22 protein-coding genes are annotated in these 26,244 nt (G+C 50.2%); 16 read left to right on the forward strand and 6 right to left on the reverse strand.

Translation table 11 applies throughout. The annotated features are described in order from the left end of the window. Nucleotides 1-94 precede the first annotated feature (94 nt). Nucleotides 95-238, forward strand: a complete 144-nt coding sequence (locus NQS30_RS03220) for a hypothetical protein (RefSeq protein ID WP_003151982.1) — start codon at nt 95-97, stop codon at nt 236-238. Nucleotides 239-278: 40 nt separating this feature from the next. Here the strand turns inward: NQS30_RS03220 and yumC are convergent, their stop codons facing one another. Next, entirely contained in the window at nt 279-1,274 is a 996-nt protein-coding gene (gene yumC / locus NQS30_RS03225) for a ferredoxin--NADP reductase 2 (RefSeq protein ID WP_124692751.1), read from the reverse strand. 311 nt (nt 1,275-1,585) lie between these two features. Between yumC and NQS30_RS03230 the strand changes: the two genes are divergently transcribed. The 4 genes from NQS30_RS03230 to NQS30_RS03245 all read left to right on the forward strand — a co-directional run bounded on the left by NQS30_RS03230 (nt 1,586) and on the right by NQS30_RS03245 (nt 4,235). Next, on the forward strand, nt 1,586-2,806 hold the full coding sequence (locus tag NQS30_RS03230) for an NAD(P)/FAD-dependent oxidoreductase (RefSeq protein WP_218791346.1): 1,221 nt from the start codon (nt 1,586-1,588) through the stop codon (nt 2,804-2,806). A 173-nt stretch (nt 2,807-2,979) separates the two neighbouring features. After that, a complete protein-coding gene (locus tag NQS30_RS03235; RefSeq protein ID WP_007408708.1) occupies nt 2,980-3,105 on the forward strand; it encodes a YuiA family protein in 126 nt (41 codons plus the stop codon). A gap of 68 nt (nt 3,106-3,173) precedes the next feature. After that, nucleotides 3,174-3,494, forward strand: coding sequence for a YuiB family protein (locus NQS30_RS03240; protein ID WP_025285206.1), 321 nt, complete (start codon nt 3,174-3,176; stop codon nt 3,492-3,494). 99 nt (nt 3,495-3,593) lie between these two features. Next, nucleotides 3,594-4,235, forward strand: coding sequence for a 3D domain-containing protein (locus NQS30_RS03245; RefSeq protein WP_032867151.1), 642 nt, complete (start codon nt 3,594-3,596; stop codon nt 4,233-4,235). A gap of 29 nt (nt 4,236-4,264) precedes the next feature. On the opposite strand, the gene NQS30_RS03250 is transcribed toward NQS30_RS03245, so the two are convergent. Next, on the reverse strand, nt 4,265-4,741 hold the full coding sequence (locus NQS30_RS03250; protein WP_025285204.1) for a divergent PAP2 family protein: 477 nt from the start codon (nt 4,739-4,741) through the stop codon (nt 4,265-4,267). 147 nt (nt 4,742-4,888) lie between these two features. Between NQS30_RS03250 and NQS30_RS03255 the strand changes: the two genes are divergently transcribed. Together NQS30_RS03255 and NQS30_RS03260 are read left to right on the forward strand one after the other, a co-directional pair. Then, on the forward strand, nt 4,889-6,379 hold the full coding sequence (locus NQS30_RS03255; RefSeq protein WP_007613484.1) for a leucyl aminopeptidase: 1,491 nt from the start codon (nt 4,889-4,891) through the stop codon (nt 6,377-6,379). Nucleotides 6,380-6,511: 132 nt separating this feature from the next. After that, complete coding sequence (locus tag NQS30_RS03260) at nt 6,512-7,840, forward strand: Na+/H+ antiporter NhaC family protein (protein ID WP_025285203.1); 1,329 nt, start codon at nt 6,512-6,514, stop codon at nt 7,838-7,840. Between the two features lie 46 nt (nt 7,841-7,886). Here the strand turns inward: NQS30_RS03260 and NQS30_RS03265 are convergent, their stop codons facing one another. Continuing rightward, nucleotides 7,887-8,480, reverse strand: coding sequence for a biotin transporter BioY (locus NQS30_RS03265; RefSeq protein ID WP_007408702.1), 594 nt, complete (start codon nt 8,478-8,480; stop codon nt 7,887-7,889). A 99-nt stretch (nt 8,481-8,579) separates the two neighbouring features. On the opposite strand from NQS30_RS03265, the gene NQS30_RS03270 reads away from it, so the two are divergent. The 8 genes from NQS30_RS03270 to NQS30_RS03305 all read left to right on the forward strand — a co-directional run bounded on the left by NQS30_RS03270 (nt 8,580) and on the right by NQS30_RS03305 (nt 22,326). Then, entirely contained in the window at nt 8,580-9,176 is a 597-nt protein-coding gene (locus NQS30_RS03270) for a sulfite oxidase-like oxidoreductase (RefSeq protein WP_020956283.1), read from the forward strand. 175 nt (nt 9,177-9,351) lie between these two features. Continuing rightward, complete coding sequence (locus NQS30_RS03275) at nt 9,352-10,221, forward strand: alpha/beta hydrolase (RefSeq protein ID WP_012118332.1); 870 nt, start codon at nt 9,352-9,354, stop codon at nt 10,219-10,221. A 135-nt stretch (nt 10,222-10,356) separates the two neighbouring features. Next, nucleotides 10,357-11,142 (forward strand): 2,3-dihydro-2,3-dihydroxybenzoate dehydrogenase, encoded by a 786-nt coding sequence (locus NQS30_RS03280; RefSeq protein WP_015240494.1) that lies wholly within the window; start codon nt 10,357-10,359, stop codon nt 11,140-11,142. Between the two features lie 23 nt (nt 11,143-11,165). Continuing rightward, nucleotides 11,166-12,362, forward strand: coding sequence for an isochorismate synthase DhbC (gene dhbC / locus NQS30_RS03285; RefSeq protein WP_032867158.1), 1,197 nt, complete (start codon nt 11,166-11,168; stop codon nt 12,360-12,362). Nucleotides 12,363-12,380: 18 nt separating this feature from the next. After that, nucleotides 12,381-14,006 carry a (2,3-dihydroxybenzoyl)adenylate synthase gene (locus NQS30_RS03290; RefSeq protein ID WP_218791345.1) on the forward strand — a complete coding sequence of 542 codons (1,626 nt, stop codon included), beginning with the start codon at nt 12,381-12,383 and terminating at the stop codon, nt 14,004-14,006. A 17-nt stretch (nt 14,007-14,023) separates the two neighbouring features. Beyond that, a complete protein-coding gene (locus tag NQS30_RS03295) occupies nt 14,024-14,950 on the forward strand; it encodes an isochorismatase (protein WP_032867164.1) in 927 nt (308 codons plus the stop codon). 14 nt (nt 14,951-14,964) lie between these two features. After that, a complete protein-coding gene (locus tag NQS30_RS03300) occupies nt 14,965-22,092 on the forward strand; it encodes an amino acid adenylation domain-containing protein (protein WP_218791344.1) in 7,128 nt (2,375 codons plus the stop codon). Between the two features lie 18 nt (nt 22,093-22,110). Continuing rightward, entirely contained in the window at nt 22,111-22,326 is a 216-nt protein-coding gene (locus NQS30_RS03305) for an MbtH family protein (RefSeq protein WP_025285196.1), read from the forward strand. 44 nt (nt 22,327-22,370) lie between these two features. On the opposite strand, the gene NQS30_RS03310 is transcribed toward NQS30_RS03305, so the two are convergent. From NQS30_RS03310 to NQS30_RS03320, 3 genes are all read right to left on the reverse strand, one after another. Continuing rightward, nucleotides 22,371-23,048: a YukJ family protein gene (locus NQS30_RS03310; protein ID WP_007613467.1), complete on the reverse strand. Its 678-nt coding sequence runs from the start codon at nt 23,046-23,048 to the stop codon at nt 22,371-22,373. A gap of 118 nt (nt 23,049-23,166) precedes the next feature. Then, nucleotides 23,167-24,297 carry an alanine dehydrogenase gene (gene ald, locus NQS30_RS03315; RefSeq protein WP_003152011.1) on the reverse strand — a complete coding sequence of 377 codons (1,131 nt, stop codon included), beginning with the start codon at nt 24,295-24,297 and terminating at the stop codon, nt 23,167-23,169. 103 nt (nt 24,298-24,400) lie between these two features. Then, nucleotides 24,401-25,630 carry a sporulation transcriptional activator AdeR gene (locus tag NQS30_RS03320; RefSeq protein WP_007408691.1) on the reverse strand — a complete coding sequence of 410 codons (1,230 nt, stop codon included), beginning with the start codon at nt 25,628-25,630 and terminating at the stop codon, nt 24,401-24,403. A gap of 315 nt (nt 25,631-25,945) precedes the next feature. Between NQS30_RS03320 and NQS30_RS03325 the strand changes: the two genes are divergently transcribed. Beyond that, a complete protein-coding gene (locus NQS30_RS03325; protein ID WP_003152013.1) occupies nt 25,946-26,239 on the forward strand; it encodes a WXG100 family type VII secretion target in 294 nt (97 codons plus the stop codon). Nucleotides 26,240-26,244 lie beyond the last annotated feature (5 nt).

Raw genomic sequence — 26,244 nt, forward strand, 5'->3', positions numbered from 1 at the left:
TGTCATCCATTTGCAGTTTGGTTATCATAGTAGTATTGGGTGTGGTAAGACATTTGTTACGATAGATAGATTTGCAAAGAAGGGAGGGGCCGGTGTGGAACAAAAACAGCCCGGGCACAGCCCGAAAGCCCAGAAAATTCAGGACCGGATTATTTTAGGCACGATTTGGGTCGTGTCGGCGCTTGTCATTGCGCTCGTTGTCGGAACCGTCATGAATTATATTTGGATGTTTAAATAAAAAAGAGTCTGTGCCGGTATGACACAGACTCTTTTTTATATTATTTTTCAAACATGCTTGTAGAATGCAGAGGCTGGACGCGCGCTTTCGGGTCCATGTAAGCCTTCGCGTTGTTCACGGCTGTCGGAGCTTCGCCGAAACCGCTGGCGATCAGCTTGACTTTGCCTTCATATGTGCAGATATCTCCGGCGGCAAAGAAGCCTTCAATATTCGTTTCCATCGTGCTTTTGACGACGATGGAATTTTTCTCGATGTCAAGGCCCCAGTTTTTAATCGGGCCGAGAGAAGAAACAAAGCCGTAGTTTACGATCAGGTCATCAATTTCGATGATTTCTTTACGGTCGCCTTTCATTTCTTCGAGAACGAGCTGTTCGATCCGGTCTTCACCGACAAGTTCAGCGGGAACAAACGGTGTCAGCACGTTGACTTTAGAATTATGAAGGTTTTCGACACTGTGCTCATGCGCGCGGAATTTATCACGGCGGTGGATGATGCTGACTTCTTTCGCGATCGGCTCAAGCATGAGCGCCCAGTCAACCGCGGAATCGCCGCCGCCCAGAACGGCAACGCGTCTGCCTGCGAATTGATTGAGGTCGTCAATGAAGTAGTGCAGGTTTTTGCCCTCATATTGTTCCGCTGATTCCAGCTCAAGCTTTCTCGGCTTAAATGCGCCGTTTCCCGCGGTGATAATAACCGTTTTTGAATAATGCGTTTCTGAATTCGTGACAAGCTTAAACACACCGTCCGCCTGTTTTTCAACAGATTCAACGGCCTGCTCTAAGCAGATGGTCTGATCAAACTTTGCCATTTGCTCTTTTAAATTGTTCACAAGTTCTTGGGCGCGGATTTTCGGGAATCCGGCTACATCATAAATATATTTTTCAGGGTACAGCGCGCTGAGCTGGCCGCCAAGCTGAGGCAGGCTCTCGATGATTTTGACGCTCGCCTGTCTCATTCCCCCGTAAAAAGCGGTAAACAGGCCGACCGGGCCGCCGCCGATGACCGTAATATCGTAAACCTTTGAATCCTCTTGCATACCAAATTGCCTCCTAATTGAAAATTGTTATTAATTATAACATACAATTTAAAAGGATGACGAGTGCCGAAAACCGCCCGGCCGCTTCATTCTTGAAAAAAATTGCGGCCGCCGCTAATATGGGGACAAATTCCAATCTGTTTTTTCCTGAATGTTTTCTGATTTTTCCGGATAGTATGGTGATATGCAGACATGTGCGGTTTTCTAAAAAATTTTATATTTCATTTCATAAAATCCCGCCAATAAGCTGAAGCTAATACAAATGTTGATTTGATTATGCGTCTAACAGCAAAAAAAAGAAGGTGGATGTGATGGCATTGAATAAACCCAGAATCGTGGTTTTAGGTGCAGGTTATGGTGGATTAATGACAGTAACAAGGCTTCCGAAGCATATCGGGGCAAATGACGCTGACATTACTTTGGTCAATAAACACAATTATCATTATGAAACGACATGGATGCATGAAGCGAGCGCAGGAACGCTGCATCATGATCGCTGCAGATATCAAATAAAAGATGTAATCAATGAATCACGGGTCAAATTTGTGCAGGATACCGTAAAAGCGATAGATGTGCAAAATAAAAAGGTGACGCTTTCACAAGGGGACATCCCTTATGATTATCTTGTCATCGGGCTTGGCGCCGTCCCTGAAACATTTGGGATTAAAGGCTTAAAAGAATTCGCTTTTCCGATCGCGAATATTAATACGTCGCGCCAGCTGAAAGACCATATTGAGCTCCAATTTGCGACATACAATACGGAGGCCGAAAAACGCCCTGACCGCTTAACCATCGTTGTCGGCGGAGCGGGCTTTACGGGAATTGAATTTCTCGGTGAGCTTGCGAACCGCAAGCCGGAGTTATGCAGATATTATGATATAGATGAAAGTCTCGTCCGGATCGTCTGTGTCGAGGCCGCCCCGACGGTTTTGCCGGGATTTGATCCGGAGCTTGTCGATTACGCCGTTCAATACCTTGAGAGCAAAGGCGTTGAATTTAAAATCGGCACCGCGGTTCAAGAATGCCGCGCAGACGGTGTCACAGTCGGCAAGAAAGATGAAGAGCCGGAAGAAATCAAATCCCAGACCGTTGTCTGGGCGGCGGGCGTGCGCGGACATCCGATCGTGGAGGAAGCGGGTTTTGAAAATATGCGCGGCCGTGTCAAGGTCAACCCTGATCTTCGGGCGCCGGGACATGATGACGTTTTTATACTCGGCGACAGCTCGCTCTTTATCAATGAAGAGACGGAACGGCCGTACCCGCCGACTGCTCAGATCGCGATGCAGCAAGGAGAAACGGTCGCCAAAAATCTGGGCGGTTTGATTAAAGGAGGCCAGCTTGAAGAGTTCAAGCCTGACATTAAAGGAACCGTTGCCTCCCTCGGTGAGCATAACGCTGTCGGAGTCGTATACGGCAGGAAGCTCAAAGGCACGCCGGCGTCCTTTATGAAAAAGGTCATTGACAACCGCTCGCTCTTTATGATTGGCGGGCTGGGCCTGACGCTGAAAAAAGGGAAGTTTAAATTCTTCTGAAAACCCGCGGCCGCGGGTTTTCTCTTCTTTTAAAAAAGAGCGCTATCAAAAGAATGTAAAAGAAAAAAATAAATGTTTTCGCTTACATGAGTTATTTTGTTACATATTCTGACTTGGTGCTTGACAAGTAAATATGATATATTATCAGAAAATTAAGAAAAAGGGTGATCCGCATGAAAACGACAGCAAAAAGCACGGCGGCGTGTCCGTTCTGCTCAGGTAAAGGGTATTTTCAATTGCTTCTTGGCGGCTCCGAAACATGTCCCTCCTGCCAGGGAAGCGGCAAAGAGAGACGCTGATTTTTCCAGACGTTGACTTTTTTACCGCCCCCGAGGTACACTGAAAGTGCTGTAGGGGGTGGATGTTTGTGATTAGTTTGCCGGTTGTCCTGATCTCAATCGTACTATTTTTCGTACTGTTTTTTGGCATAGGCTTTCTGTTGAACATGCTGCTTAGAATGTCGTGGATTATGGCTGTTGTCTATCCGATTGTATGCCTTTTCATTATCAGCAATAAAAAGATGATCAGTTACGTGCAGGCGCCGGGGGAATCCTTTCAAAGCCTGTTTCAGCGTATCATGTCATTAGCGGTTGCGGATGTCGTGATTTTGGCGGGCGGACTGGCGGGAGCTATCACGTCAGGCATTGCCATAAAGGCGCTCAGAAAAAGAGGATATCAAATGTTTTAAGCCGCTTTCTTATTTGAGAAAGTTTTTTTGTGCCGCGGCGCTTTTTGTATAGCACCTCACCGAGTTGGGAACAATGACTCGGAGGAGAGTGATTTCAGATTGACGATAATCAGACGCGTATTCATGATCGTGCTCTTTTTGGGCGCATGCCATGCGACATACTTTTCCATAACCGGTGTTGAAGCAAAGGATCTGACAAATTGGATGACCGAGCATCGCGGCGCCGTTTTGAAAAACATGGGCACTCCGTTTCAATCCTTACAGAATCAGCCGGAAAAGAAGGCATCAGGCAGGATGAAACCGCTGGAAGAAGCTTTTGACTGGGAACGCTATCCGTCACAAAAGGTGACGGCCACCGGTTATACCGCCGGAGCGGAATCTACCGGAAAATCTCCGGGTCATCCGCAGTACGGAATTACATATTCAGGCGTGAAGGTCAAACGCGATTTATATTCAACTGTTGCGGCCGATCCGTCTGTTTTCCCGATCGGGACGATTCTGTTTATACCGAATTACGGTTACGGGGTTGTCGCCGATACCGGCTCAAAAATTAAAGGCAGCCGCCTTGACCTCTACTTTGACACCGTCAAGGACGTCTATAACAATTGGGGCAAAAAAACACTTGAGGTCTACATGATTAAAAAAGGGAACGGCACAGTGACCGAGGACGAACTTGTAAAGCTGAACGAAACAAAGTCGATGCAAGTGTTCAGAAATCAATACAAAACGGTAAAAGAATAAAAACGCTTCAGCATCCGCTGAAGCGTTTTTTACATAAAGAAATAATCTAAAATCAATGTCAGCACAATACCGGTGACGCCGCCGAAGAAGACTTCAATCGGCTGATGGCCGAGCAGTTCTTTCAGTTTCTTCTGTTTTTCCTTCTCTTCCGCTTTCTGAAAGTCCTTCGCTTCGCTGACAAACCGATTAAAGTCGATGACCAGTCTATTAATGACCGTCGCCTGTTCACCCGCATGCCGCCTGACACCTGTAGCGTCGAACATCGTAATGACGGCGAAAATCGCGGCGACTGCAAACAGGGGCGAATCCAGTCCCTGTTCCAAAGCGACTCCGGTTGACAGCGCGGTGACGGCAGCGGAATGGGAGCTCGGCATGCCGCCGGTGCTCGTCACAAGAGACCAGTCAAGTTTTTTTGATACGATAAATTGAATAGGCACTTTTACAACTTGGGCAAAAATAATGGCGGCAAAACTCGCCAGTAAAGGAAAATTCATAAGTACATCCATATGCAACATCCTTTCTGTATCTGCTGATTCCGATCGTATCGAAAAACTGCAGAAAACGCCCTTAGTTTGGTAAAATAAAATCAATGAAAAATGTTTTTTCATTATACCACTTTACATAATAAATACCCACATAAGGAGTGTGTACTCATGTTTTATGCATCTGATCAACTGCGGCATCCCGAAACACTGGTCATCGGTCTTTTTCAAAAAAGCACGCTGAACGGATTTACGAAGGAATTGGATGATAAATTGGACGGTCATCTGACCCAGCTGTTAAAGGATGGTGATGTGTCCGCCAAACGCAATCGTGTATCAAAAGTATACCCTCCGGCTGCGACCGGTATGAAACGTATTTATTTTATCGGCCTGGGAAGAGAAGCGGATTATTCGTTTGAAGATACGAAAGAATGCTTTGCACGAGTATTTCAGCAGATTCATCAAGATAAAAAACAGGAAGTATCCGTTTTGCTCGATACATTCGTCTCCGGGGAAGTGCCTGCCGCCGATGCCGCTCATGCGCTTTCAGAAAGCTGTCTGCTTGCGGTTTACGAAGTGCAGGATTATAAACATAAATCAAATGAGCCGGATCAGGAACTGAAATCAGTCTGCGCCGTGACCGAAGAAGACCTGAGGGAAGTGCAGGCCGGCCTGAACGTCGGAGCGGCATACGGCCAAGGGACGAATTCAGCCCGCACGCTTGTGAATATGCCGGGTAATATGCTGACGGCCACTGATTTGGCGTCATATGCCGCCGAGCTTGCGGCAAAATACGATTTCGAGTGTGAAATTTTAGAAAAAGATGAAATGGAAGAGCTCGGCATGGGCGGGCTGCTTGCTGTTAACAAGGGCTCATCCGAACCGCCGAAAATGATCGTTCTGAAGTATCAGGGCAAAGATCAGTGGGAAGACGTTATCGGCCTGGTCGGTAAAGGAATTACCTTTGATACGGGCGGATATTCAATTAAGCCGAAAACCGGCATCGTCGGCATGAAAAGCGATATGGGAGGGGCCGCCTCGGTATTAGGGGCAATGGAAATTATCGGCGAACTGCGGCCTGAACAAAACGTGCTCGCCGTCATACCGTCTACGGACAACATGATTTCGTCTGATGCTATGAAGCCGGATGATGTCATCGTTTCGCTCAGCGGAAAAACCATTGAGATCCTGAACACCGATGCGGAAGGGCGTCTCGTGCTTGCCGACGGCATCACATACGCCAAGCAGCACGGAGCCTCTGTCCTTGTAGACGTCGCAACGTTAACGGGCGGTGTCATTGTCGCGTTAGGGAACGAAATGACGGGCGCCATGACCAATCACGCCGCGTTTTATGAACAGGTGGCGGAATCGGCGAAAGAATCCGGCGAGCCGATCTGGCAGCTTCCGATTACAGAAAAGGATAAAAAACGGGTGAGAAACAGTCAGATGGCTGATTTGAACAATTCTCCGGGAAGAGAAGGCCACGCGATTATGGCGGGGGCATTCATTGGTGAATTCGCGGAAAACACGCCGTGGGTTCATCTCGATATTGCGGGAACCGCAACGGCGAATAAAGCGACATGCTTCGGCCCTGCCGGCGCAACAGGCGTCATGGCAAGGACGTTGGCTGTTTTGACTGAGCGCTTTACGCCCGAAAGATAACAGCATCCCGCTGCCTTGATGCAGCGGGTTTTTTGATTTCCAAAATCTTTAGTTGACTAAAGCGCAGAATATATGGTAACTTTAATTATCTACTACATTAGCAAACTAAAGGATTTTTGGAGGGACTCATCAATGAATGCTGTTGTTGTCGCAGTATTGCTTATGCTCGTCTTAAGCCTGCTGCGTGTCAATATTATTATAGCTTTAATGATCGGCGCGCTTGCCGGCGGGCTGACCGGCGGCTTAGGCCTAGGAGAGACGGTGAAGGCTTTTACGGACGGTCTCGGCGGAAATGCCACCGTCGCGGTCAGCTACGCGCTGCTCGGAGCATTTGCCGCGGCGCTGACAAAGACGGGGCTTCCCGATGCAATGGTGGAAGCGTCTGTCAAACTAATTGGAAAAAAGGAAGATTCGCGGAAAAAAGCACTGTCAAAAGTGTTAATCGTACTGATTATTTTAATCATATCCTGTTTCTCGCAAAACGTGGTGCCCGTTCACATTGCGTTTATTCCTGTATTGATTCCGCCGCTTTTAAAAATATTTAACGAACTTGAAATAGACCGCAGACTGATCGCGTGTGTGATGACATTCGGACTGACTGCGCCTTATATCGTTCTGCCTGTCGGATTCGGACAGATTTTCCAGGGGATGCTGAGAGATAATATGGCGTCAGCCGGTTTAAAGGTGCCGCTCAGTGATATCCCGTATGCTTTAATCATTCCGACGGCCGGGATGGTAGTCGGTTTAATTTTAGCCGTCATCGTCTTCCGGAAACCGAAGAAATATGAGACGAAGGAGATTGCCGGACTATCGTCTTCTCCTTATACGAAAAAAAGCATTGCCATCGCCTTGATCTCCATTGCCGTGTCGCTTGCCGTTCAGCTCTATCTGTCACAAGTGCTCGGAGTGGAAGGTATGATCATGGGTGCGCTTGCCGGCTTGTTTACGCTGTTTATCAGCGGAGTCATGAAGCGCAATGAAGCGGATAAGCTGATCACGGACGGCATGATTCTGATGGCTTTTATCGGGTTTGTCATGCTTGTTGCGGCCGGTTTTTCAAATGTATTGAATAAAACGGGTGATGTGGCTTCCTTGGTCAAAGCATCAACAGGCTTTATCGGCCACAGCCAATCATTAGGCGCGCTCCTGATGCTGGTGGTCGGTTTATTAATCACGATGGGAATCGGATCATCATTTGCAACCGTACCCGTCATTACGACCATATTTGTCCCGCTGTGCGCTCAGCTCGGATTCAGTCCGATGGCGACGATTGCCGTAATCGGAGCGGCCGCCGCGGTCGGTGATGCGGGTTCTCCTGCAAGTGACAGTACGCTCGGGCCGACGTCAGGCCTCAGCGCCGACGGACAGCACCACCACATTTGGGATACGTGCGTACCGACATTTATTTTCTATAACATTCCGCTTGTGATATTCGGCTGGATTGCCGCGCTTGTTCTGTAAAAAAAGGCTCCCGGAAAGGGGAGCCTTTTTGTATGCTGAGAACATCTTACGCCGGGTTTCTGCTGAACCCCGTCGCTTTATGAATAGACCTGTAAACGGCAGGCGCGATTGATGCCAATAACAGTGCTAAAACGATATCTTTTATGAAAAACCATATCATGTAAAACCAGGCCATTCCGTAGCTGATCGGAGCATGAAGCCATAATTTCAGCGCAATATACGTATAGGTCGTGCCAATGATATAAATGACGGCGGTACCGATCAAAGAGGCCCATGCATAATGCAGGCGGCCGGGTTTTTTTGTTTTTTCCAGCAGCCATCCGGCTGCAAATGCCGCCGGGATATAAGCGAGAATAAATCCGCCGCTCTTTCCGATAAACGGCGCAAAGCCTGCTGAGAATTGAGCGAAAACAGGCGCCCCCGCGAGTCCGGCCAATGCGTATACCGTCATTGCAATGGCTGCCCGTCTGGCGCCGAGAAGCATCGCGGCTAACAGACAAAAGAAAGGCTGCAGCGATAACGGAATTCCCGCAACTTGCAAAAAAGGAGCCATTGATGTAATGTTGGCGCCGACGGCCATCAGTGCGGCAAACATGCCGATAAGCGCCATATCGCCCGCGCGAAGGTTGCGTTGTTTCATTTGTTTTTCCCCCTTACACTTGTACCAGATTAGCGTAATCGAAGGGTGATTGATTGTCAACAAAGATTTAATACAGGTTTACTAAATGGAGGGAGCCATATGTTTTTCGGGAAAACGAAACAAACAAAACAGTCGGAACGGATTCCGCCAAACCAAAATGTCACAACGAAGTTTCCCGTGCTTCACGCCGGAAATGTTCCTTATTATGAAGATATGTCAAAATGGAATCTGCAAGTGTACGGACTTGTTGACCGTCCTATGCTGTTAAGCTTTGAAGATATCAAAGCCTTTCCTGAAGCCGAAGTGAAAAATGATATTCATTGCGTTACGGGCTGGTCCCGTCTTGATAATATCTGGCAGGGAATACGCGCCAAAGACATCGCTGAGAAAGCGGGCGTGCACAAAGAAGCAGGATTCGTCATTCTGCACGCTGAAGAGGGCTGGACGGCCAACCTGCCGCTTTCTGATTTTGCGCGGGAAACATCCCTGCTGGCATATGCGCATAACGGCGAGCCGTTAACGCCAGAGCACGGCTATCCGCTCAGAGGCGTTTTCCCCCATCTTTATTTTTGGAAAAGCGCAAAATGGCTGCGCGGCATTCAGTTCACAAAGGAAAACCACCCCGGCTTTTGGGAGAAAAACGGCTACCATATGAGGGGAGATCCATGGAAGAATGAGCGCTTTACATGGGATTAAGCCCCTATCACTATATAGTTCTTAGGTACCTTATTGAAATAAGGTGCTTTTTTTATATCAAAAATCCATTGACTTTGTTTGGCAAAAAACCTATTATTTGAGGTGTCTTTTGATATTGAAAATCATTATCAATAAGCATAGATAAAGCAATTGCCGCAAAGGGGATGAACACATAATGGACGGAAAACAAATAAAGCGGGGTTTCGCGCCGGCCGGCCGATACGCGGTTCCGGGCACAGAAGTAAGAGAAATGCGCTCAAAAGGAGGCCGTACGTATCGTATCTTTGTCTCTTTTCCTCAGGAAGAACCGCCTGCATCCGGCTTCCCCGTCATATACCTGCTCGATGCGAATTCCGTATTCGGCACAATGGCCGAAGCTTTGCGGGTGCAAAGCCGACGGCCTGAAAAAACAGGCGTTGTTCCGGCGGTGATTGTCGGAATCGGCTACCCGACAGATCAGCCGTTTTCCGCCGAACGTCACAGTGATTTTACGATGCCGCTTTCTGAATCAGAACTGCCGGTGCACCCGCGCGGCGCGGCATGGCCCGAACAGGGAGGGGCGGAAGCGTTTCTGAGTTTTATAGAAGAAGAAGTAAAGCCCGCGATGGAGCGGGATTATCCGATCGACAGAGGCAGGCAGACGATTTTCGGCCATTCGCTGGGCGGTCTTTTTGTGCTGCAAGTGCTTTTGACGAGGCCGGACATGTTCCAGACCTATGTTGCCGGGAGTCCGTCAATTCACTGGAACAAGCGTTTTATTCAGGAAAAAGCGGAGCGTTTGTCAGACCGGCTCTCTGCGGAAAATCTTCAAGTCAGCGTATTGCTGGCTGCGGGAGAAATTGAAAAAACACATAAAAGCAGAATCCCGCAGCACGCAGAGGCGCTGTACTCTTTATTATCCGGATTTGAAGATGATGGAGTCCGTGCTGAATACAGCGAGTTTGAAGGAGAGGGCCATATTTCTGTCCTGCCCGTTTTAATCAGCAGGGCCCTGCGTTTCTGCCTGAATCCGGGAGGACCGCATACCCCGTATTCTCCCGCATGAGAAAAAACAGGCCCTTCGAACTAAATGCGGCTGATTCTAATTTTCTAATTGACTGCGTGTTTTGATTTGGATATGATTGTCTTGAATCATAGTTGATAATGATAATCATTATCAATATAGAAGGGGAATGATAATATGGACGCATTGGGAATGAAAGGGAAAACGGCCGTTGTCACCGGCGCCGCTCAAGGCATCGGAGAAGCAACAGCGCTTGCCCTTGCTGAACAAGGCGTAAATGTGGCAGCTATAGATACAAATGAAGACCTGCTTCTCGGGCTTACTGACAGACTTCGGCAAAAAGGCGTGCAGGCGCAGGGGTTTGCCGCAGATGTATCTGACAGTGCGGCTGTCGATGATATCATCGCCGCCGTTGAACGCGACATGGGGCCTATTGAAATATTGGCGAACGTTGCGGGCGTGCTGCGGCCGGGTCCGGTGCAATCCCTCAGTGATGAAGATTGGGATCAAACATTTTCAGTTAATTCGACCGGCGTATTTCATGTGTCGCGGGCTGTAAGCCGGTACATGATTGAGCGGAAAAAGGGCGCCATCGTTACGGTCGGTTCGAATGCAGCCGGCGTTCCGCGTGCTTCCATGGCGGCTTATGCGGCGTCAAAAGCGGCTGCCGTCATGTTTACGAAATGCCTCGGACTGGAGCTTGCGGCCCATCATATCCGCTGCAACATCGTATCTCCGGGTTCAACGGAAACCGACATGCAGCGGGCGCTGTGGCAGGACGAGAACGGAGCCCGGGACGTCATCAGAGGTTCGCTTGATACATATAAAACGGGAATTCCGCTTCAAAAGCTGGCGAAGCCTTCTGATATTGCAAATGCCGTTTTGTTTCTGGCTTCTGAACAGGCAAACCATATTACGATGCATGATTTATGCGTTGATGGCGGCGCTACTTTAGGCGTTTGATGTAACGAGAAGGAGGGACAAACATGACAAATCAACATTTATTGGCGGAAGTGTCTGCAAAAGAGGTGCTGGACGCTTACAAGCCCGGGGCGTTCTTTTTAGCTTCCCCGAAAAGTACGATGCTTGCGGAAGGAATGTTTGCGGAAGTGCCTGATACAGACGCGGAAAATCAGCTGGATTCACTGCCTGAACGCGTGAGACAGACGCTTCTTGAGGCAAAGCAAGCCGGCATCAAACATCCGATTGCGGCCGGCGCCATTCCTTTTGACGGCAGAAAAGCTTCCCGGCTTTTTGTACCGAAGAATGTCCATACGGCAGGCCCGCTTTCGTTTGCGGAATCTTCCGCAGAAAAGCCGCAATCCAATACATATGACATCCGTCCCGTTCCGGAGCCTGAGGGCTTTATGAGCGGTGTGGAACAAGGCGTATTCAGCATTACGGACGGTCCGCTCAGCAAAATCGTGCTGTCAAGGACGCTTCATCTGACCGCTGAAAAGGATATCGACATTCCACAGGCCGTCAAGCATTTGGCGCAGCACAACCCGCGCGGCTATACATTCGCTGCGGATGTGACGGGAACGTCAGAAACAAGAAAAACGCTTTTCGGCGCAAGTCCTGAACTGCTGCTGTCCAAAAACGGGACATCGATTCTGTCCAATCCGCTGGCAGGCTCCAGACCTCGCAGCACAGATCCCGCCGAGGATCAGAGAAGAGCGGAAGAACTGCTGCAATCAGCAAAAGATCTGCATGAACATGCCGTAGTCGTGGCCGCCGTGGCTGCCGCCCTTAAACCGTTCTGCCGTGTGCTTGATGTGCCGGAAAAACCGTCACTCATTAAAACTGAGGCGATGTGGCACCTGTCCACCGAGGTAAAGGGAGAGCTGCGTGATCCGTCAACGACATCACTTGAGCTGGCCATCGCCCTGCATCCGACGCCCGCGGTATGCGGAACACCGACAAATGCGGCGAGAGAAGCGATTCAGGATATTGAGCCGTTTGACCGCAATTTCTACACGGGAATGGCGGGCTGGTGTGATGGTGAGGGTGACGGAGAATGGATTATCGCACTCCGCTGCGCCGAAGCGGAAACAAGGTCTCTCCGGCTCTTTGCGGGTGCCGGGATTGTCGCCGGATCAAAGCCGCAGGATGAACTGGACGAGACCTCGGCCAAATTCCGCACCATGCTCCGGGCGATGGGGCTTTACCAAGATGAGTTGTAAAAAAGGAGGGAACGGATCGTGCTGACTGGATTTACGCCATGGCCGGAAGAATGGGCTGACAAATACCGAAAAGGCGGCTGCTGGAAGGGTGAGACGTTCGGAGGAATGCTGAAAGAGCGCGCGGCTTTATACGGAAATCAAACTGCCGTGACGTGTAAAGATGTACATTGGACCTACAAAGAATTAGATGAAAGGGCAGATCGTTTAGCGGCGGGGCTGCATAAGCTCGGAATTCAAAAGGAAGACCGCGTTGTCGTTCAGCTGCCGAATATCGCTGAGTTTTTTGAAGTGATTTTCGCGCTGTTCCGGCTCGGAGCGCTGCCCGTTTTCGCGCTGCCTTCTCATAGAAGCAGTGAGATTACGTATTTCTGCGAGTTTGCAGAGGCGAAAGCATACATCATTCCTGATATGCATTCAGGTTTTGATTACAGGGCGCTTGCCAGACAGGTGAAAGACAAACTTCCTGATTTGGCGCATGTCATTGTGGCCGGCGAAGCTGAAGAGTTTCAGGAACTGAGCAGCCTGCATAGAGAGCCTGTTCAGCTGGAAGAGGTAAGCCCGGCGGAAGTCGCCTTTTTACAGCTTTCAGGAGGCAGTACGGGGCTGTCCAAGCTGATTCCGCGAACACACGACGATTACATATACAGTTTGCGCATCAGCGCGGAAATATGCGGCTTGGATCAACACAGCGTTTATTTGGCCGCTCTGCCGACAGCGCATAATTATCCGCTCAGCTCGCCAGGTGTGCTGGGAACTTTATATGCCGGAGGCCGGGTTGTTCTGTCACCGACGCCGAGCCCGGATGACTGCTTCCCGTTAATTGAAAAAGAACGTGTCACGATTACAGCGCTCGTCCCGCCGCTTGCGATGGTGTGGATGGACGCATCCGGTTCGCGAAGTGATGATTTATCAAGCCTTCAAGTGCTGCAGGTGGGAGGCGCCAAATTCAGCGCTGAGGCGGCCCGCCGCGTAAAGAGCGCTTTCGGATGCACCCTTCAGCAGGTTTTCGGAATGGCGGAAGGATTGGTGAATTATACGAGACTGGATGATCCTGAAGAGATCATTGTCAATACGCAAGGCAGACCGATGTCCCCTTTTGATGAGGTAAGGGTTTTAGACGATGACGGGCGGGATGTCGCCCCCGGTGAAGCGGGACATTTGTTTACACGCGGCCCTTACACGATTCGCGGATATTATAAAGCGCCTGAACATAATGAAAGATCATTCACAGCCGACGGATTTTATCAGACCGGCGATATCGTCAAACTGACGGCGGACGGCTATATCATCGTCGAAGGACGTGCGAAAGATCAAATCAACCGGGGCGGTGAAAAAATAGCCGCTGAGGAGGTGGAAAATCACCTTCTTGCGCATCCTGCCGTTCATGATGCGGCCATGGTTTCAATGCCGGACGATTTTCTCGGGGAGCGATCCTGTGTGTTCGTCATCCCGAAAGGAGAAGCGCCGAAACCGGGAGAGCTGAAAGCATTTTTGCGTGAGCGCGGACTGGCGGCATATAAAATCCCCGACCGGATTGAATTTATCGCTTCTTTCCCGAAAACCGGCGTCGGCAAGGTCAGTAAAAAGGATCTTCGCGAAACGATCGCCCAAAAAGTAAAGCCGGCTGAAATCAAACAATCTTAAAAAAGGAAGTGTTTACATTGGCTATACCGTCTATTCCCGCATATGCGCTGCCGACAGCGTCAGATATGCCTGAAAATAAAGTATCGTGGACGCTGAATCCGAAACGCGCGGTGCTTCTGATCCATGACATGCAGAATTATTTCGTCGATGCTTTTGCGAAAGGTGAAGCTCCGATCACAGAGGCGTCTCAGAATATCAAAAAAATAAAAGAGCAATGCAAAGCACTTGGCATTCCGGTGGTGTATACCGCACAGCCGGGCAGCCAAGACCCGGCGGACCGTGCACTGCTGACGGATTTTTGGGGGCCGGGGCTAAAAAGCGGGCCTTATGAAGAAAAGGTCATTCCGGAGCTTGCCCCGGATGATCAGGACATTGTCCTCACAAAGTGGAGATACAGCGCGTTTAAACGGACAAATCTCCTTGAGATCATGCGTGAAAGCGGCAGAGACCAGCTCATGATTACGGGAATTTATGCACACATCGGCTGTCTCGTCACAGCCTGTGAAGCATTTATGGATGATATCCAAAGCTTCTTTATCGGAGACGCCGTTGCTGATTTTTCTTCAGAAAAACATAAGATGGCCATCGAATATGCGTCTCAGCGCTGCGCTTACACAGCTTTGACAAACGAAGTGCTGGAGCTGCTGGGCGGCGCACCGGTTTCTGAAGGAGAAAAGAAGGCTTCCGCCGTATTGACAAAAGACCGGGTGCGGGAACAAATTGCGGCGATTCTTCAAGAATCACCGTCTGATATTCCGGATCATGAAGACCTGCTGGACAGAGGTCTTGACTCCGTCAGAATCATGAGCCTTGTCGAACAATGGCGCCGTGACGGAGCTGAAGTGACGTTTGTGGAACTGGCGGAGAACCCGACGCTGGAAGAGTGGTGGAGACTTCTTTCTTCCCGATCTCAAAAAGTCTTGCCGAACGCAGATTATTTATAAAGGGAGAGAATAGAATGCATGATACACGACAGCTGCCTCTGACAGGCGCACAGGCCGGTATCTGGTTTGCGCAGCAGCTTGATCCTGATAATCCGATTTACAATACAGGCGAGTACGTTGAGATAAACGGCGCGATCGATGTGAACATATTTAAAACCGCTCTCGAACGCGTGCTGACGGAAGCCGCGTCATTACACGCCCGCTTCGAGGAGGGAGCAGACGGGCCGAAGCAGATCATCAATCCTCCATTTGAAGCTGCGATCGATGTCATAGATGTGAGTTCAGAAGCTGATCCGAAGCAGGCCGCACTCAGACTCATGCAGACAGATTTGGCTGAGCCCGTTGATATGGCGGCCGGGCCTTTGTTCCGCGACATTTTATTTCAGGCGGGACCGGAACGCTTTTTCTGGTATCAGCGCATTCACCACATAGCGATAGACGGCTACGGTTTTTCACTGCTGGCACGGCGTACGGCGCAAATGTACACCGCAATACGGGAAGGACGTCCGGATAACGGGCGCTCCTTCGGTTCTTTGGAGGATCTGGTAAAAGAAGATCAAGAGTACCGCGCGTCTGATCAATTCCTGAAAGATCGGGAATTTTGGATGGAGAAATTTGCGGATGAACCTGATGTCGTCAGTTTGGCAGAAAGAGCGCCGAGAACGTCAACAAGCTTTCACAGGAGCACGGCTTATCTTTCTAAAACGGCTTTACAGCATGTAAAAGCGATTCCGAACTGGCATGAAGCCGTCACGGCCGCAGCGGCGGTATATGTCCATCGGATGACAAACGCAGGGGATATCGTGCTCGGTTTGCCGATGATGGGACGGATCGGCTCGATTTCACTGAATATTCCGAGTATAGTCGTGAATCTTCTACCTTTGCGGCTTTCTCTCCGCGCGGATATGAATTTTCATGAGGCCGTCAGCCAAGTGGCAAAAGAAATCCGAAACATCCGGCGCCATCAGAAATACCGCCATGAAGACATGCGCCGCGACCTTAAATTGCTCGGAGAAAATCGCAGGCTGTTCGGCCCGCAAGTCAATGTGATGCCGTTTGACTACGCGCTTGATTTCGCCGGAGCGCCAGGCACCGTCCATAACTTATCAGCAGGGCCCGTTGATGACTTGTCAATTAACGTTTACGACAGAGCGGACGGAAGCGGAATGCGTGTGGACTTTGATGCGAATCCGGAAGTGTACAGCGCCGAAGATATTGAAAACCATCAAAAACGATTCCTGCTTCTGTTGGAATCCGCTGTGAAAGACCAGACACAAAAAATCGGCACACTCAACCTTCTGCTTGAAAGTGAACGTCGCCGCGTACTGGAAAGCTGGAATGACACGCGCAAGGCCGAGAAGCAGAAAAGTCTGCCGGAGCTGTTTTACGAACAGGCCGTAAAAACACCGGACCGGCCGGCAATCATCACCGAAAACGAAGAGCTCAGCTATGCCGAATTGAACAAGCGCGCGAACCAGCTTGCCGGCATGCTAAAGGAAAAGGGGCTCGGACCGGAACAATTTGCCGCTTTCCTGCTTCCGCGGTCACAGGAGTTGGCCGTGAGCATGCTGGCCGTTTTGAAAACGGGAGCCGCATACCTGCCGCTTGATCCTGATTTTCCTTCTGAGCGGATCACATACATGCTCAAAGATGCACAGCCTGCATGCCTGATTACAACGATGGAATTATCCGGCCGCATGCCGGAAGACAGTGATGCAAAAAGGATCATTCTCGATGACCCGGATACGGTAAAAACCGTTGCCGCTCAAAATGCTGACTGTCCCGCTCAGGCGGAATGTTCGCCTTTGCACCCCGCTTATATCATTTATACATCGGGCTCAACGGGCAAACCGAAAGGCGTAGTCGTCACATTAAAAAGCGTAAGCAATTTCCTCTTATCCATGCGGGAAATGTTCCCGCTCGGCGAACAAGACCGCCTGCTTGCCGTTACGACTGCGGCGTTTGATATTTCCGGACTTGAGCTCTTCCTTCCGCTCATCAGCGGGGCGGGGTGCGTCATCGCACGTAAAGAGACGATTCAGGAACCGCGGGCGCTTGCGCACATGATTCACTCATACGGTATTTCAATCATGCAGGCAACGCCGACATTGTGGCATTCATTAGTCACCAATGAACCGGATTCTCTCCGGGCGCTGCAGGTGCTTGTCGGAGGTGAGGCGCTTCCGAACGCGCTTATGCATGCTCTGCTTGAATCAGGCTGTACGGTGACGAATCTGTACGGGCCGACTGAAACAACAATCTGGTCGGCCGCACAGCCGCTTGCAAAAGACCATACAGGGGCGCCTCCGATCGGAAAGCCGATTTGGAACACGCGGGTATATGTGCTGGACGCCGCATTGCAGCCCGTCCCGCCGGGAATCGCGGGCGAGCTTTATATAGCGGGCGAGGGGCTTGCCAGAGGTTATTATAACCGTCCTGATTTAACAGCTGAAAGATTCATTGCCGATCCGTACGGGTCCGCGGGCGCGAGGATGTACCGGACGGGAGATCTCGTGCGCTGGCGTGAGGACGGCTCGCTTGATTATATCAGCAGAGCCGATCACCAAATTAAAATCCGCGGGTTCCGGATAGAATTAGGAGAAATTGAGTCAGTGCTGTCGAAATATCCGGGTATTTCGCAGGCCGCCGTCATTGTCCGTGAAGACCAGCCCGGAGATAAGCGGCTGGCGGCTTACGCTGTCGCGGATCAGCCCCTTGATATCGGCAGACTTCGTGAATATATGGGCGAAAGCCTGCCGGATTATATGGTGCCGGGCGCGTTTGTACAGCTGGAAGAATTGCCGCTGACACCGAATAAGAAGCTCGATCGCAGCGCTCTGCCTGCACCTGATTTTTCCGCTGTCCTGTCTGACAGAGGGCCGCGGACGCCGCAGGAAGAAATATTATGCGATCTGTTTGCCGAGGTTCTCGGTCTCGCGCGGGTCGGAATTGATGACGGGTTCTTTGAATTGGGCGGACATTCGCTCTTAGCCGGACGCCTGATGAGCCGGGTCCGGGAGACGATGGGCGCAGAGCTTGGCATCGGCCGTCTGTTTGATACGCCGACCGTTGCCGGGCTCGCCGCACAGCTTGACACCGCCAAGAGTGCGCGGCCTAAGCTCAAGCCGTTTGACCGGCCGGAGCATATCCCGCTGTCATTCGCGCAGCTGCGTCTATGGTTTCTCTACTGTCTTGAAGGGCCAAGCCCGACTTACAACATTCCGGTGATTGTCCGCATGTCAGGCAAGCTTGACCAATCAGCGCTGAAACACGCCTTTTACGATGTTGTCAGCCGTCATGAAAGCCTGCGCACCGTTTTTCCGGAAAATAAGGGATCATCTCATCAGCTCATTTTATCTGCTGAAGAAGCCCGCCCTGTGTTTACAGTGACACGTGCAGACAAAAACGAGCTCCAAGACATGATTGCCGCTGCGGCACGATATCGGTTTGATCTCGCTAAAGAGCCGGCCGTCCGGGCCGAGCTGTTTGATCATGGTGACGGCGAGTATACGCTGATGGTTCTCCTGCATCACATCGCAGGTGACGGCTGGTCCTTGAATCCGCTCATGCGTGACTTATCCATAGCCTATATCGCCCGGCAAACAGGTGAAAAAGCAGAATGGGCGCCGCTGGCGATTCAATATGCGGATTATGCGCTTTGGCAGCAGCAGCTTTTAGGCAGCGCGTCTGATTCTGAGAGCTTAATTGCACGCCAGCTGGATTTCTGGAAGAAAACGCTTGAAAATGTACCGGATCAGCTGGAGCTGCCGTCTGATTTTCCGCGTCCCGCTGAATCAAGCTACAGGGGCGGCGTCATTCCGGTCAACATCGGCCAAGAGCTTCATGCCCGTCTTCTCTCACTTGCCAGAAATCAGCGCGTAAGCCTGTTTATGGTGCTTCAATCAGGGCTTTCCGCGTTACTGACCCGGCTCGGTGCAGGGACCGATATTCCGATCGGCAGTCCGATAGCCGGCCGCAGTGATGACGCATTAGGAGACCTTGTGGGTATGTTCATTAATACACTCGTACTGAGAACCGATACCTCTGGCGATCCGAGCTTTTGTGAGCTTCTTGAAAGGGTCAGGGAAATGAATCTCGCAGCATATGAACATCAGGACGTGCCGTTTGAACGTCTCGTGGAAGAATTGAATCCGGTTCGTTCCCGGTCAAGGCATCCGCTGTTCCAAGTGATGCTCGCATTCCAAAATACGCCTGACCCTGTACTCAGTCTTCCTGATATGGAAACAAGCCTGCAAATCAGCAGTGTCGGATCGTCCAAATTTGATTTGACGCTGGAATTGGCTGAACAGCGCCATGACGACGGCACGCCTGCCGGTATTGAAGGCCTGCTGGAGTTCAGTACGGACTTATTTAGAAAAGAAACGGCTGAAGCACTTGCCGGACGCCTGCTTCTTCTGCTCGAAGATGCCGCATCACATCCGGATAAACCGATCGGAAGCTTAACCATTCTTTCTGATGAAGAGCGCCGGAAGCTTTTGCCGGTTAAACGTGCACAACAGCATATTCAGCCTCGGCAGACACTGCCTGAACTGTTTGAAATACAGGCCGCCGCAAAATCGGTTGAAACGGCGGCAGTTTTTGAAGAGAGCGGACTCACTTATAAAGAGCTGAATGAAAGAGCCAATCAGCTCGCGCACATGATGATTGCCCGCGGCGTCGGCCCGGAGCAGTTTGTCGCACTGGCGCTGCCGCGTTCTTTAGATATGATTGTCGGGCTGTTAGCCGTCCTGAAGACGGGGGCAGCGTATCTGCCGCTTGATCCTGATTATCCCGCGGACCGCATTGCTTTTATGTTACATGATGCCAAGCCTGTATTTATGCTCACCAACCGTGAAGGCGCAAGTAAGCTCTCTATCGAAAGCGGCATGCCGGCCTTCATCCTGGATGATCCGCAGAATAAAGAAACACTTGAGCGATATGCCGTCAAGAACCCTGCGGACGCTGACCGGATTCGTCCGCTGTCGCCGCTTCACCCGGCCTATGTCATTTACACGTCGGGATCAACAGGTGTGCCGAAAGGTGTCATCATTCCGCACAGCAATGTTATCAGGCTGTTTGAGTCGACGCGGCATTGGTATCACTTTCATTCTGATGATGTATGGACGATGTTTCACTCCTACGCTTTCGATTTCTCTGTCTGGGAAATGTGGGGGCCGCTGCTTCACGGCGGACGTCTCGTCGTCGTGCCGCATGACATCAGCAGATCGCCGGAAGCGTTTTTACATCTCCTCGTGAAAGAGCGGGTGACCGTGCTTAACCAAACGCCGTCAGCGTTTTACCAGCTGATGCATGCGGAAAAAGAACACAAAGAGCTGGGGCGTCAGCTCGCACTCAGATATATCATCTTCGGCGGCGAGGCGCTTGAGCTGAGCCGGCTTGAGGATTGGTACAGCCGCCACGCAGACAATCAGCCGGTGCTCGTGAATATGTACGGCATTACGGAAACGACGGTGCACGTCAGTTACCTTGAATTAGACAAAAACATTGCCGAGCTGAGAGCAAACAGCCTCATCGGCTGCGGCATTCCTGATCTGAACGTATATGTGCTTGATGACCGGCTGGAGCCTGTGCCCCCGGGCATCACGGGCGAAATGTATGTGGCCGGAGGAGGCGTGGCACGCGGCTACTTAGGGCGGCAAAGCCTGACCGCCGAACGCTTTGTGGCTGATCCGTACGGCCCGCCGGGAACGAGAATGTACCGGACGGGGGATTTAGCCCGTCTGCGGACGGACGGTTCTCTTGATTATATGGGCAGGGCGGACCACCAGATTAAAATCCGCGGCTTCCGGATTGAATTGGGAGAAATCGAAGCGGTTCTCGTCAAACATCCGGATGTTGAGGATGCCGCCGTAGTCGTCCGTGAAGACCGGCCGGGAGATAAACGGCTGGCCGCCTACCTTGTCCGATCTGCCGGCAGCACCTTGGACACGGGGGACATGCGTCGGTTTGCCGAAGAAAGCCTGCCGGATTACATGATTCCGTCAGCTTTTGTCCAAATGAATGAACTGCCGCTGACACCGAATGGAAAGCTTGACCGAAAAGCGCTCCCTGCGCCTGACTTCCAAACGGAGGTCACCGGCCGGGGACCGAGAACGCCGCAGGAAGAAATGCTGTGTGAGCTGTTCGCAGAGGTGCTTCATCTGCCGCGTGTCGGTATTGATGACAGATTCTTTGATTTAGGCGGCCATTCTTTGCTTGCGGTTCATTTAATGAGCCGTATTCGGGAAGCGATGGGAGCCGAGCTCAGTATCGGAACACTATTTGAAGCTCCTACGGTGGCAAGTCTTGCTGAAAGACTTGAGTCAGGAACGGGCGCAAGCGCGCTTGATGTTCTTCTTCCGCTCAGAACGGCAGGAGAAGAAACACCGTTGTTCTGTGTCCATCCGGCCGGCGGTCTCAGCTGGTGTTATGCCGGGCTGATGTCTTCTTTAGAGGCTGATTTTCCGATATACGGCTTACAGGCGAGAGGCATCGGAAAAAAAGAATCGCTTCCGCAAAGCCTAGATGACATGGCGGCGGATTATATTGAAAAAATCCGCACCGTGCAGCCGAAAGGGCCGTACCGTCTGCTTGGCTGGTCTCTCGGAGGGAATGTCATTCAGGCCATGGCGACACAATTACAGAGCCGGGGTGAAGAGGTTTCGCTATTGGTGATGCTTGACGCGTATCCGAATCATTTTCTGCCGATAAAAAATGCGCCTGATGACGAGGAAGCCGTCATCGCGCTGCTTGCCCTGGGAGGGTACGACCCGGACAGCCTCGGGGATCAGCCGCTTGATTTTGACACCGCGCTGACCATTCTCCGCCGTGAGGGAAGCGCATTAGCCAGCCTGGACGAGTCAGTGATGATGAATCTGAAAGACACGTACATTAATTCTGTCGGGCTGTTAGGAACATACAAGCCGAAGCCGTTCCACGGAGATGTGCTGTTCTTCAGATCAACGATTATTCCGGAGTGGTTTGACCCGATTGAGCCGGATACTTGGAAACCGTATATTACGGGGAAAATTGAGCGGTATGACTTAGACTGCCGCCATAAAGATATGTGCCAGCCGGGCCCGCTTGCCGACATCGGCGCGATTCTGGCAGAGAAATTAAACGGACGGCGTACAGTCCGGTAAAGAAAGGAAAGAGATGATATGACAAATCCATTTGAACGGGAAGACGGCTCATACCATGTGCTCGTCAATGCTGAAGGCCAGTACTCACTGTGGCCGGCCTATCTGGATGTGCCGGGCGGCTGGGAAATACGCCTCACGAATGAAACCCGCCCAGTTTGTCTCGAATATATTGAAACAAACTGGCGTGATATGAGGCCGGAAAGCCTGAAACAGGCCGAAGCCGCTAAAATGTAATAAGAAAAGCCTGCCGTTATTTCGGCAGGCTTTTTATGCGGACATCAGCCGTTAAGCTGTGTATGATCACAAAATGTATAAGGGTGGCCTTCTTCATTCGTGCACCATGACTGAGACAGAAAAGCCAAAAAGACCGCGGCCCACTGGTCTGCAAACTGGATTAAAATACCTCCGTCGTGCCACGTTCCGTTATCCTTCTTCCAGCGTGTATCAATTGGGTTTCCCTGATTCATATGAATATTATGCATGCCGTTTGTCGGCTTGAACCCGAAAATCTTATCAGCGCCCGGCTCCGGCCCGAATTTAGAGCCGTAAATATAGACGGTGGCTTTTTCTGATTTCGCTTTTTGCATGTACGTCTCAATAAAGTCATTTAAGTCATTATCCGGACCGGTGACTTCATGCGGGAGGGGCACCATGTTCCGGGGATCAAACAATCCGCCGCGGACATAATCCAGCGCCAGCTCACGGCTGGTTTCATCAATTGGGGTGTATCCATACGGAATGTTGGGCAGCAGGGTGATCGCGCTTGCGTCAAAATGATCGCGTGCCGCATACAGAACCTCTGATTCTTTTGAACTTGACATGACATTGATCGCACAGCGATAGCGCGTATCAGGCTCGCCTAGCACCTCGACTTGAAAATGCGGAGAATCATCATCTGTTTCCCTTTTCATATCTGACACAGTGCCTTTTAATACACCATAGTGCTGAACAGCCATATGAATCCTCCTTTTTCTTCCGGGATATGAATTGATATTCGAGACAGGGGGCCGTTTTTCCTTTGATGAGAAAGAAAAAAAGGACAGCCCGCTGATCAGGCTGTCCTCTTCATATCTATTAAGCTTTTGCAGCCGAACCTTGCATTGCTTTTTCAGCAGGCACGTAGTCATAGCCTAAGTCTTTGGCTACCGCTTCATACGTGACATGTCCGTTAGCCGTATTTAAGCCCGCTTTAAGCGCAGGGCTGTCTGCAATGGCTTGTGCCGCGCCTTTATTGGCGATTTGAAGCGCGTAAGGAACGGTTACATTCGTTAATGCGAGCGTAGACGTACGCGGTACGGCGCCCGGCATATTGGCGACAGCGTAGTGAACGACGCCGTGTTTTTCGTAAGTCGGATTATCGTGGGTTGTAATATGATCAACGGTTTCCACAATGCCGCCCTGATCGATGGCAACATCAACAATGACGGAACCCGGTTTCATTTGTTTAACCATCTCTTCCGTAACGAGAGTCGGCGCTTTGGCTCCCGGGATGAGCACGGCGCAGATCAGAAGATCCGCTTCCGCGACGGAATCTGCAATATTTACAGGGTTTGACATCAAGGTTTTAATCTGATGCCCGAAAATATCATCAAGCTGACGCAGGCGGTCTGCGTTCAAATCGATCATTGTCACATCGGCACCGAGTCCGACAGCCATTTTCGCGGCATTTGTTCCGACGCCGCCCCCTCCGATGATCGTGACTTTTCCGCGGGATACACCCGGTACGCCGGCTAATAAAATTCCTTTTCCGCCCTTTGGTTTTTCAAGAAACTGAGCCCCGATTTGCGCGGCCATTCTGCCGGCCACTTCGGACATCGGCGTAAGCAGCGGAAGGGAACGTCCGTCCGTTACCGTTTCGTACGCGATAGCTGTCACGCCTTTTTCTGTAAGCGCTTTAGCTAATTCCGGCTCTGCAGCTAAATGAAGGTAAGTGAATAAGACCAGACCTTGACGGAAATACGCATACTCTTCAGCCAGCGGTTCTTTTACCTTCATGACCATTTCCGCATCCCATACTTGCTTTCTGTCCTCCAGAATTTCCGCCCCTGCTGATACATAATCTTCATTTGTAAAGCCGCTTCCGAGTCCCGCTCCGGATTCCACAAGAACCCGATGGCCGTTTCCGATAAGCTGTGAAACGCCTCCAGGTGTTAATGCCACTCGATTTTCATTGTTTTTGATTTCCTTTGGAACCCCGATAATCATGTCTGTTTCCCCCAATGTTTGTGTGATGCTTCAAGTGTAGCGCGATTTTTGCGAAAATTCTTTGTTTGAAACAGAAAATAAAAAAACACGGATTTGTGAAATTTCACGAACCCATGCTGCGAAGTTTGATATCAAGGTAAATCGTAAACTTTTCATTCACATTTTTTAAGTCGATTTCTGCGATCTGGCTGATTCTTTTCAGCCTGTAATTCAATGTATTGACATGGATGTTAAGCGCTTTAGCGGCGGTGTTAACGTTGCTGTCGGCATCAATAAAATGTTCGAGCGTTTTTACCATATCGGCTTGGTGCTCCCTGTCATACTGCTCAAGCTTTGAGAGGGAATAGTTCATATAGCCGCTGTGCTTGCGTTTTTCATCCAACACATCCAGGTACTGATAAATGCCGAGTTCCGAAAAGCTGAAAAGGTGTTTGGTTTCTCTCACAAACCGCTCTTTCGCTTTTAATACGGAAAGCGCTTCCTGATAGGAGCGGTAAACATAAGAAATCGATTCGTAAATACCGCCGACCGCAATCGACGCATCCTCAATTTTATATCGTTCCTTCAGCTGTTTTTGAATATGAAGGGCGAAGTGCTTTACATCTTTAAAAGGCTGATCGGTTTTCGGCGCGGCTAATAAGATTAATTCATTTGAATCAACAGTCGCCAGCATGACATGAATCTGCTGTGTCGTTTCCTGCAAATATTGCAGCTGCTGTTCCGTCTTTTCAGTCAGCTCATCATGTAAACGGATGATCATGACGCTGAACACGGACGGCAGCGCCATTCCGAGCTTATGAAACCCTTCGGCCATTTCGGCTTCCTGATAAATATGGCCGGTCAGCATTTTCCAAAAAAACTCCTGGCCCCGCTCTTCGATTTTCGTTTTGCGGATCTGCAGGTGCAAAAGCTTGTTCCGCACCGCTTTGGCTGCCAGCTGAAGTGTCTTCAGATCTTCGTCATTGAGCTTTTTTTTGATCTCAAGCGCCCAAATAAATCCGAGAACCTGACTGTTTTTCCAGATGGAAATCGCCACGCGGTTGCTCAGGCCCACCTCGTCAATTTCTTTCACTTTGATCGGCTGGTCCGTTTTTAAAAGGGCCGGAATGGTTCCGTCTTTCCAGAGTTTGTTGATGACTTTTTCCGGCACCCTCCGCCCGATAATCGTCGACGTCCGGGCCGGATCTGTACAATCGCTGTGCGTGCTGTATGCAAGCAGTTTATGATTAACGTCTTCTATTGTAATGGGGCATTGAAGAACTTCACTGATATGGTCGGCAACATCTTCAAGCCTGTCGAAACTGTACTTAAATGGATCCTTTGGATTGGTCATCTGTATCCCTACTTTTTCATAGCTTCATATCTTGATCTTACCATCTTGCTTTTCAGACTGAAAGGCATCTTTGCAGGGAAATGGACTAGGACAATAAGATCATTCGATGAAAACGAAAATAATAAGAAAATCATACTATTATATTTACAAAATGTGTAAATGTAACGAAAAATCCAATATATCATAAGACTCATTTTGTAAAATTAAAACAGATTTGTTTGACTGTGCCGAATGGTTGTTTTTATAATAATGACGTTCAAAAAATAAGTGAATTAGCCCATATTTAGGCTGATGACACAGGAGGGTATAAGGAATATGTCTGGATTAATTCGTGTCACACCCGAAGAGCTAAGAGCGATGGCTAAGCAATATGGCGTTGAAAGTCAGGAAGTCATGAATCAGGTTGACCGCCTGAACCGCATGATTTCTGATTTGAAAGGCATGTGGGAAGGTGCTTCAAGTGAAGCATTTGCAGATCAATATGAGCAGCTGAAACCTTCATTTATTAAAATGTCTGAATTGCTTCAAGATGTGAATCATCAGCTCGATCAAACGGCAAATACGCTTGAGTCTACTGACCAAGATATCGCTAACCAAATTCGCGGATAATAAGA

This window comes from Bacillus sp. B1(2022), assembly GCF_040259625.1.
Taxonomy (GTDB): Bacteria; Bacillota; Bacilli; order Bacillales; family Bacillaceae; genus Bacillus; species Bacillus velezensis.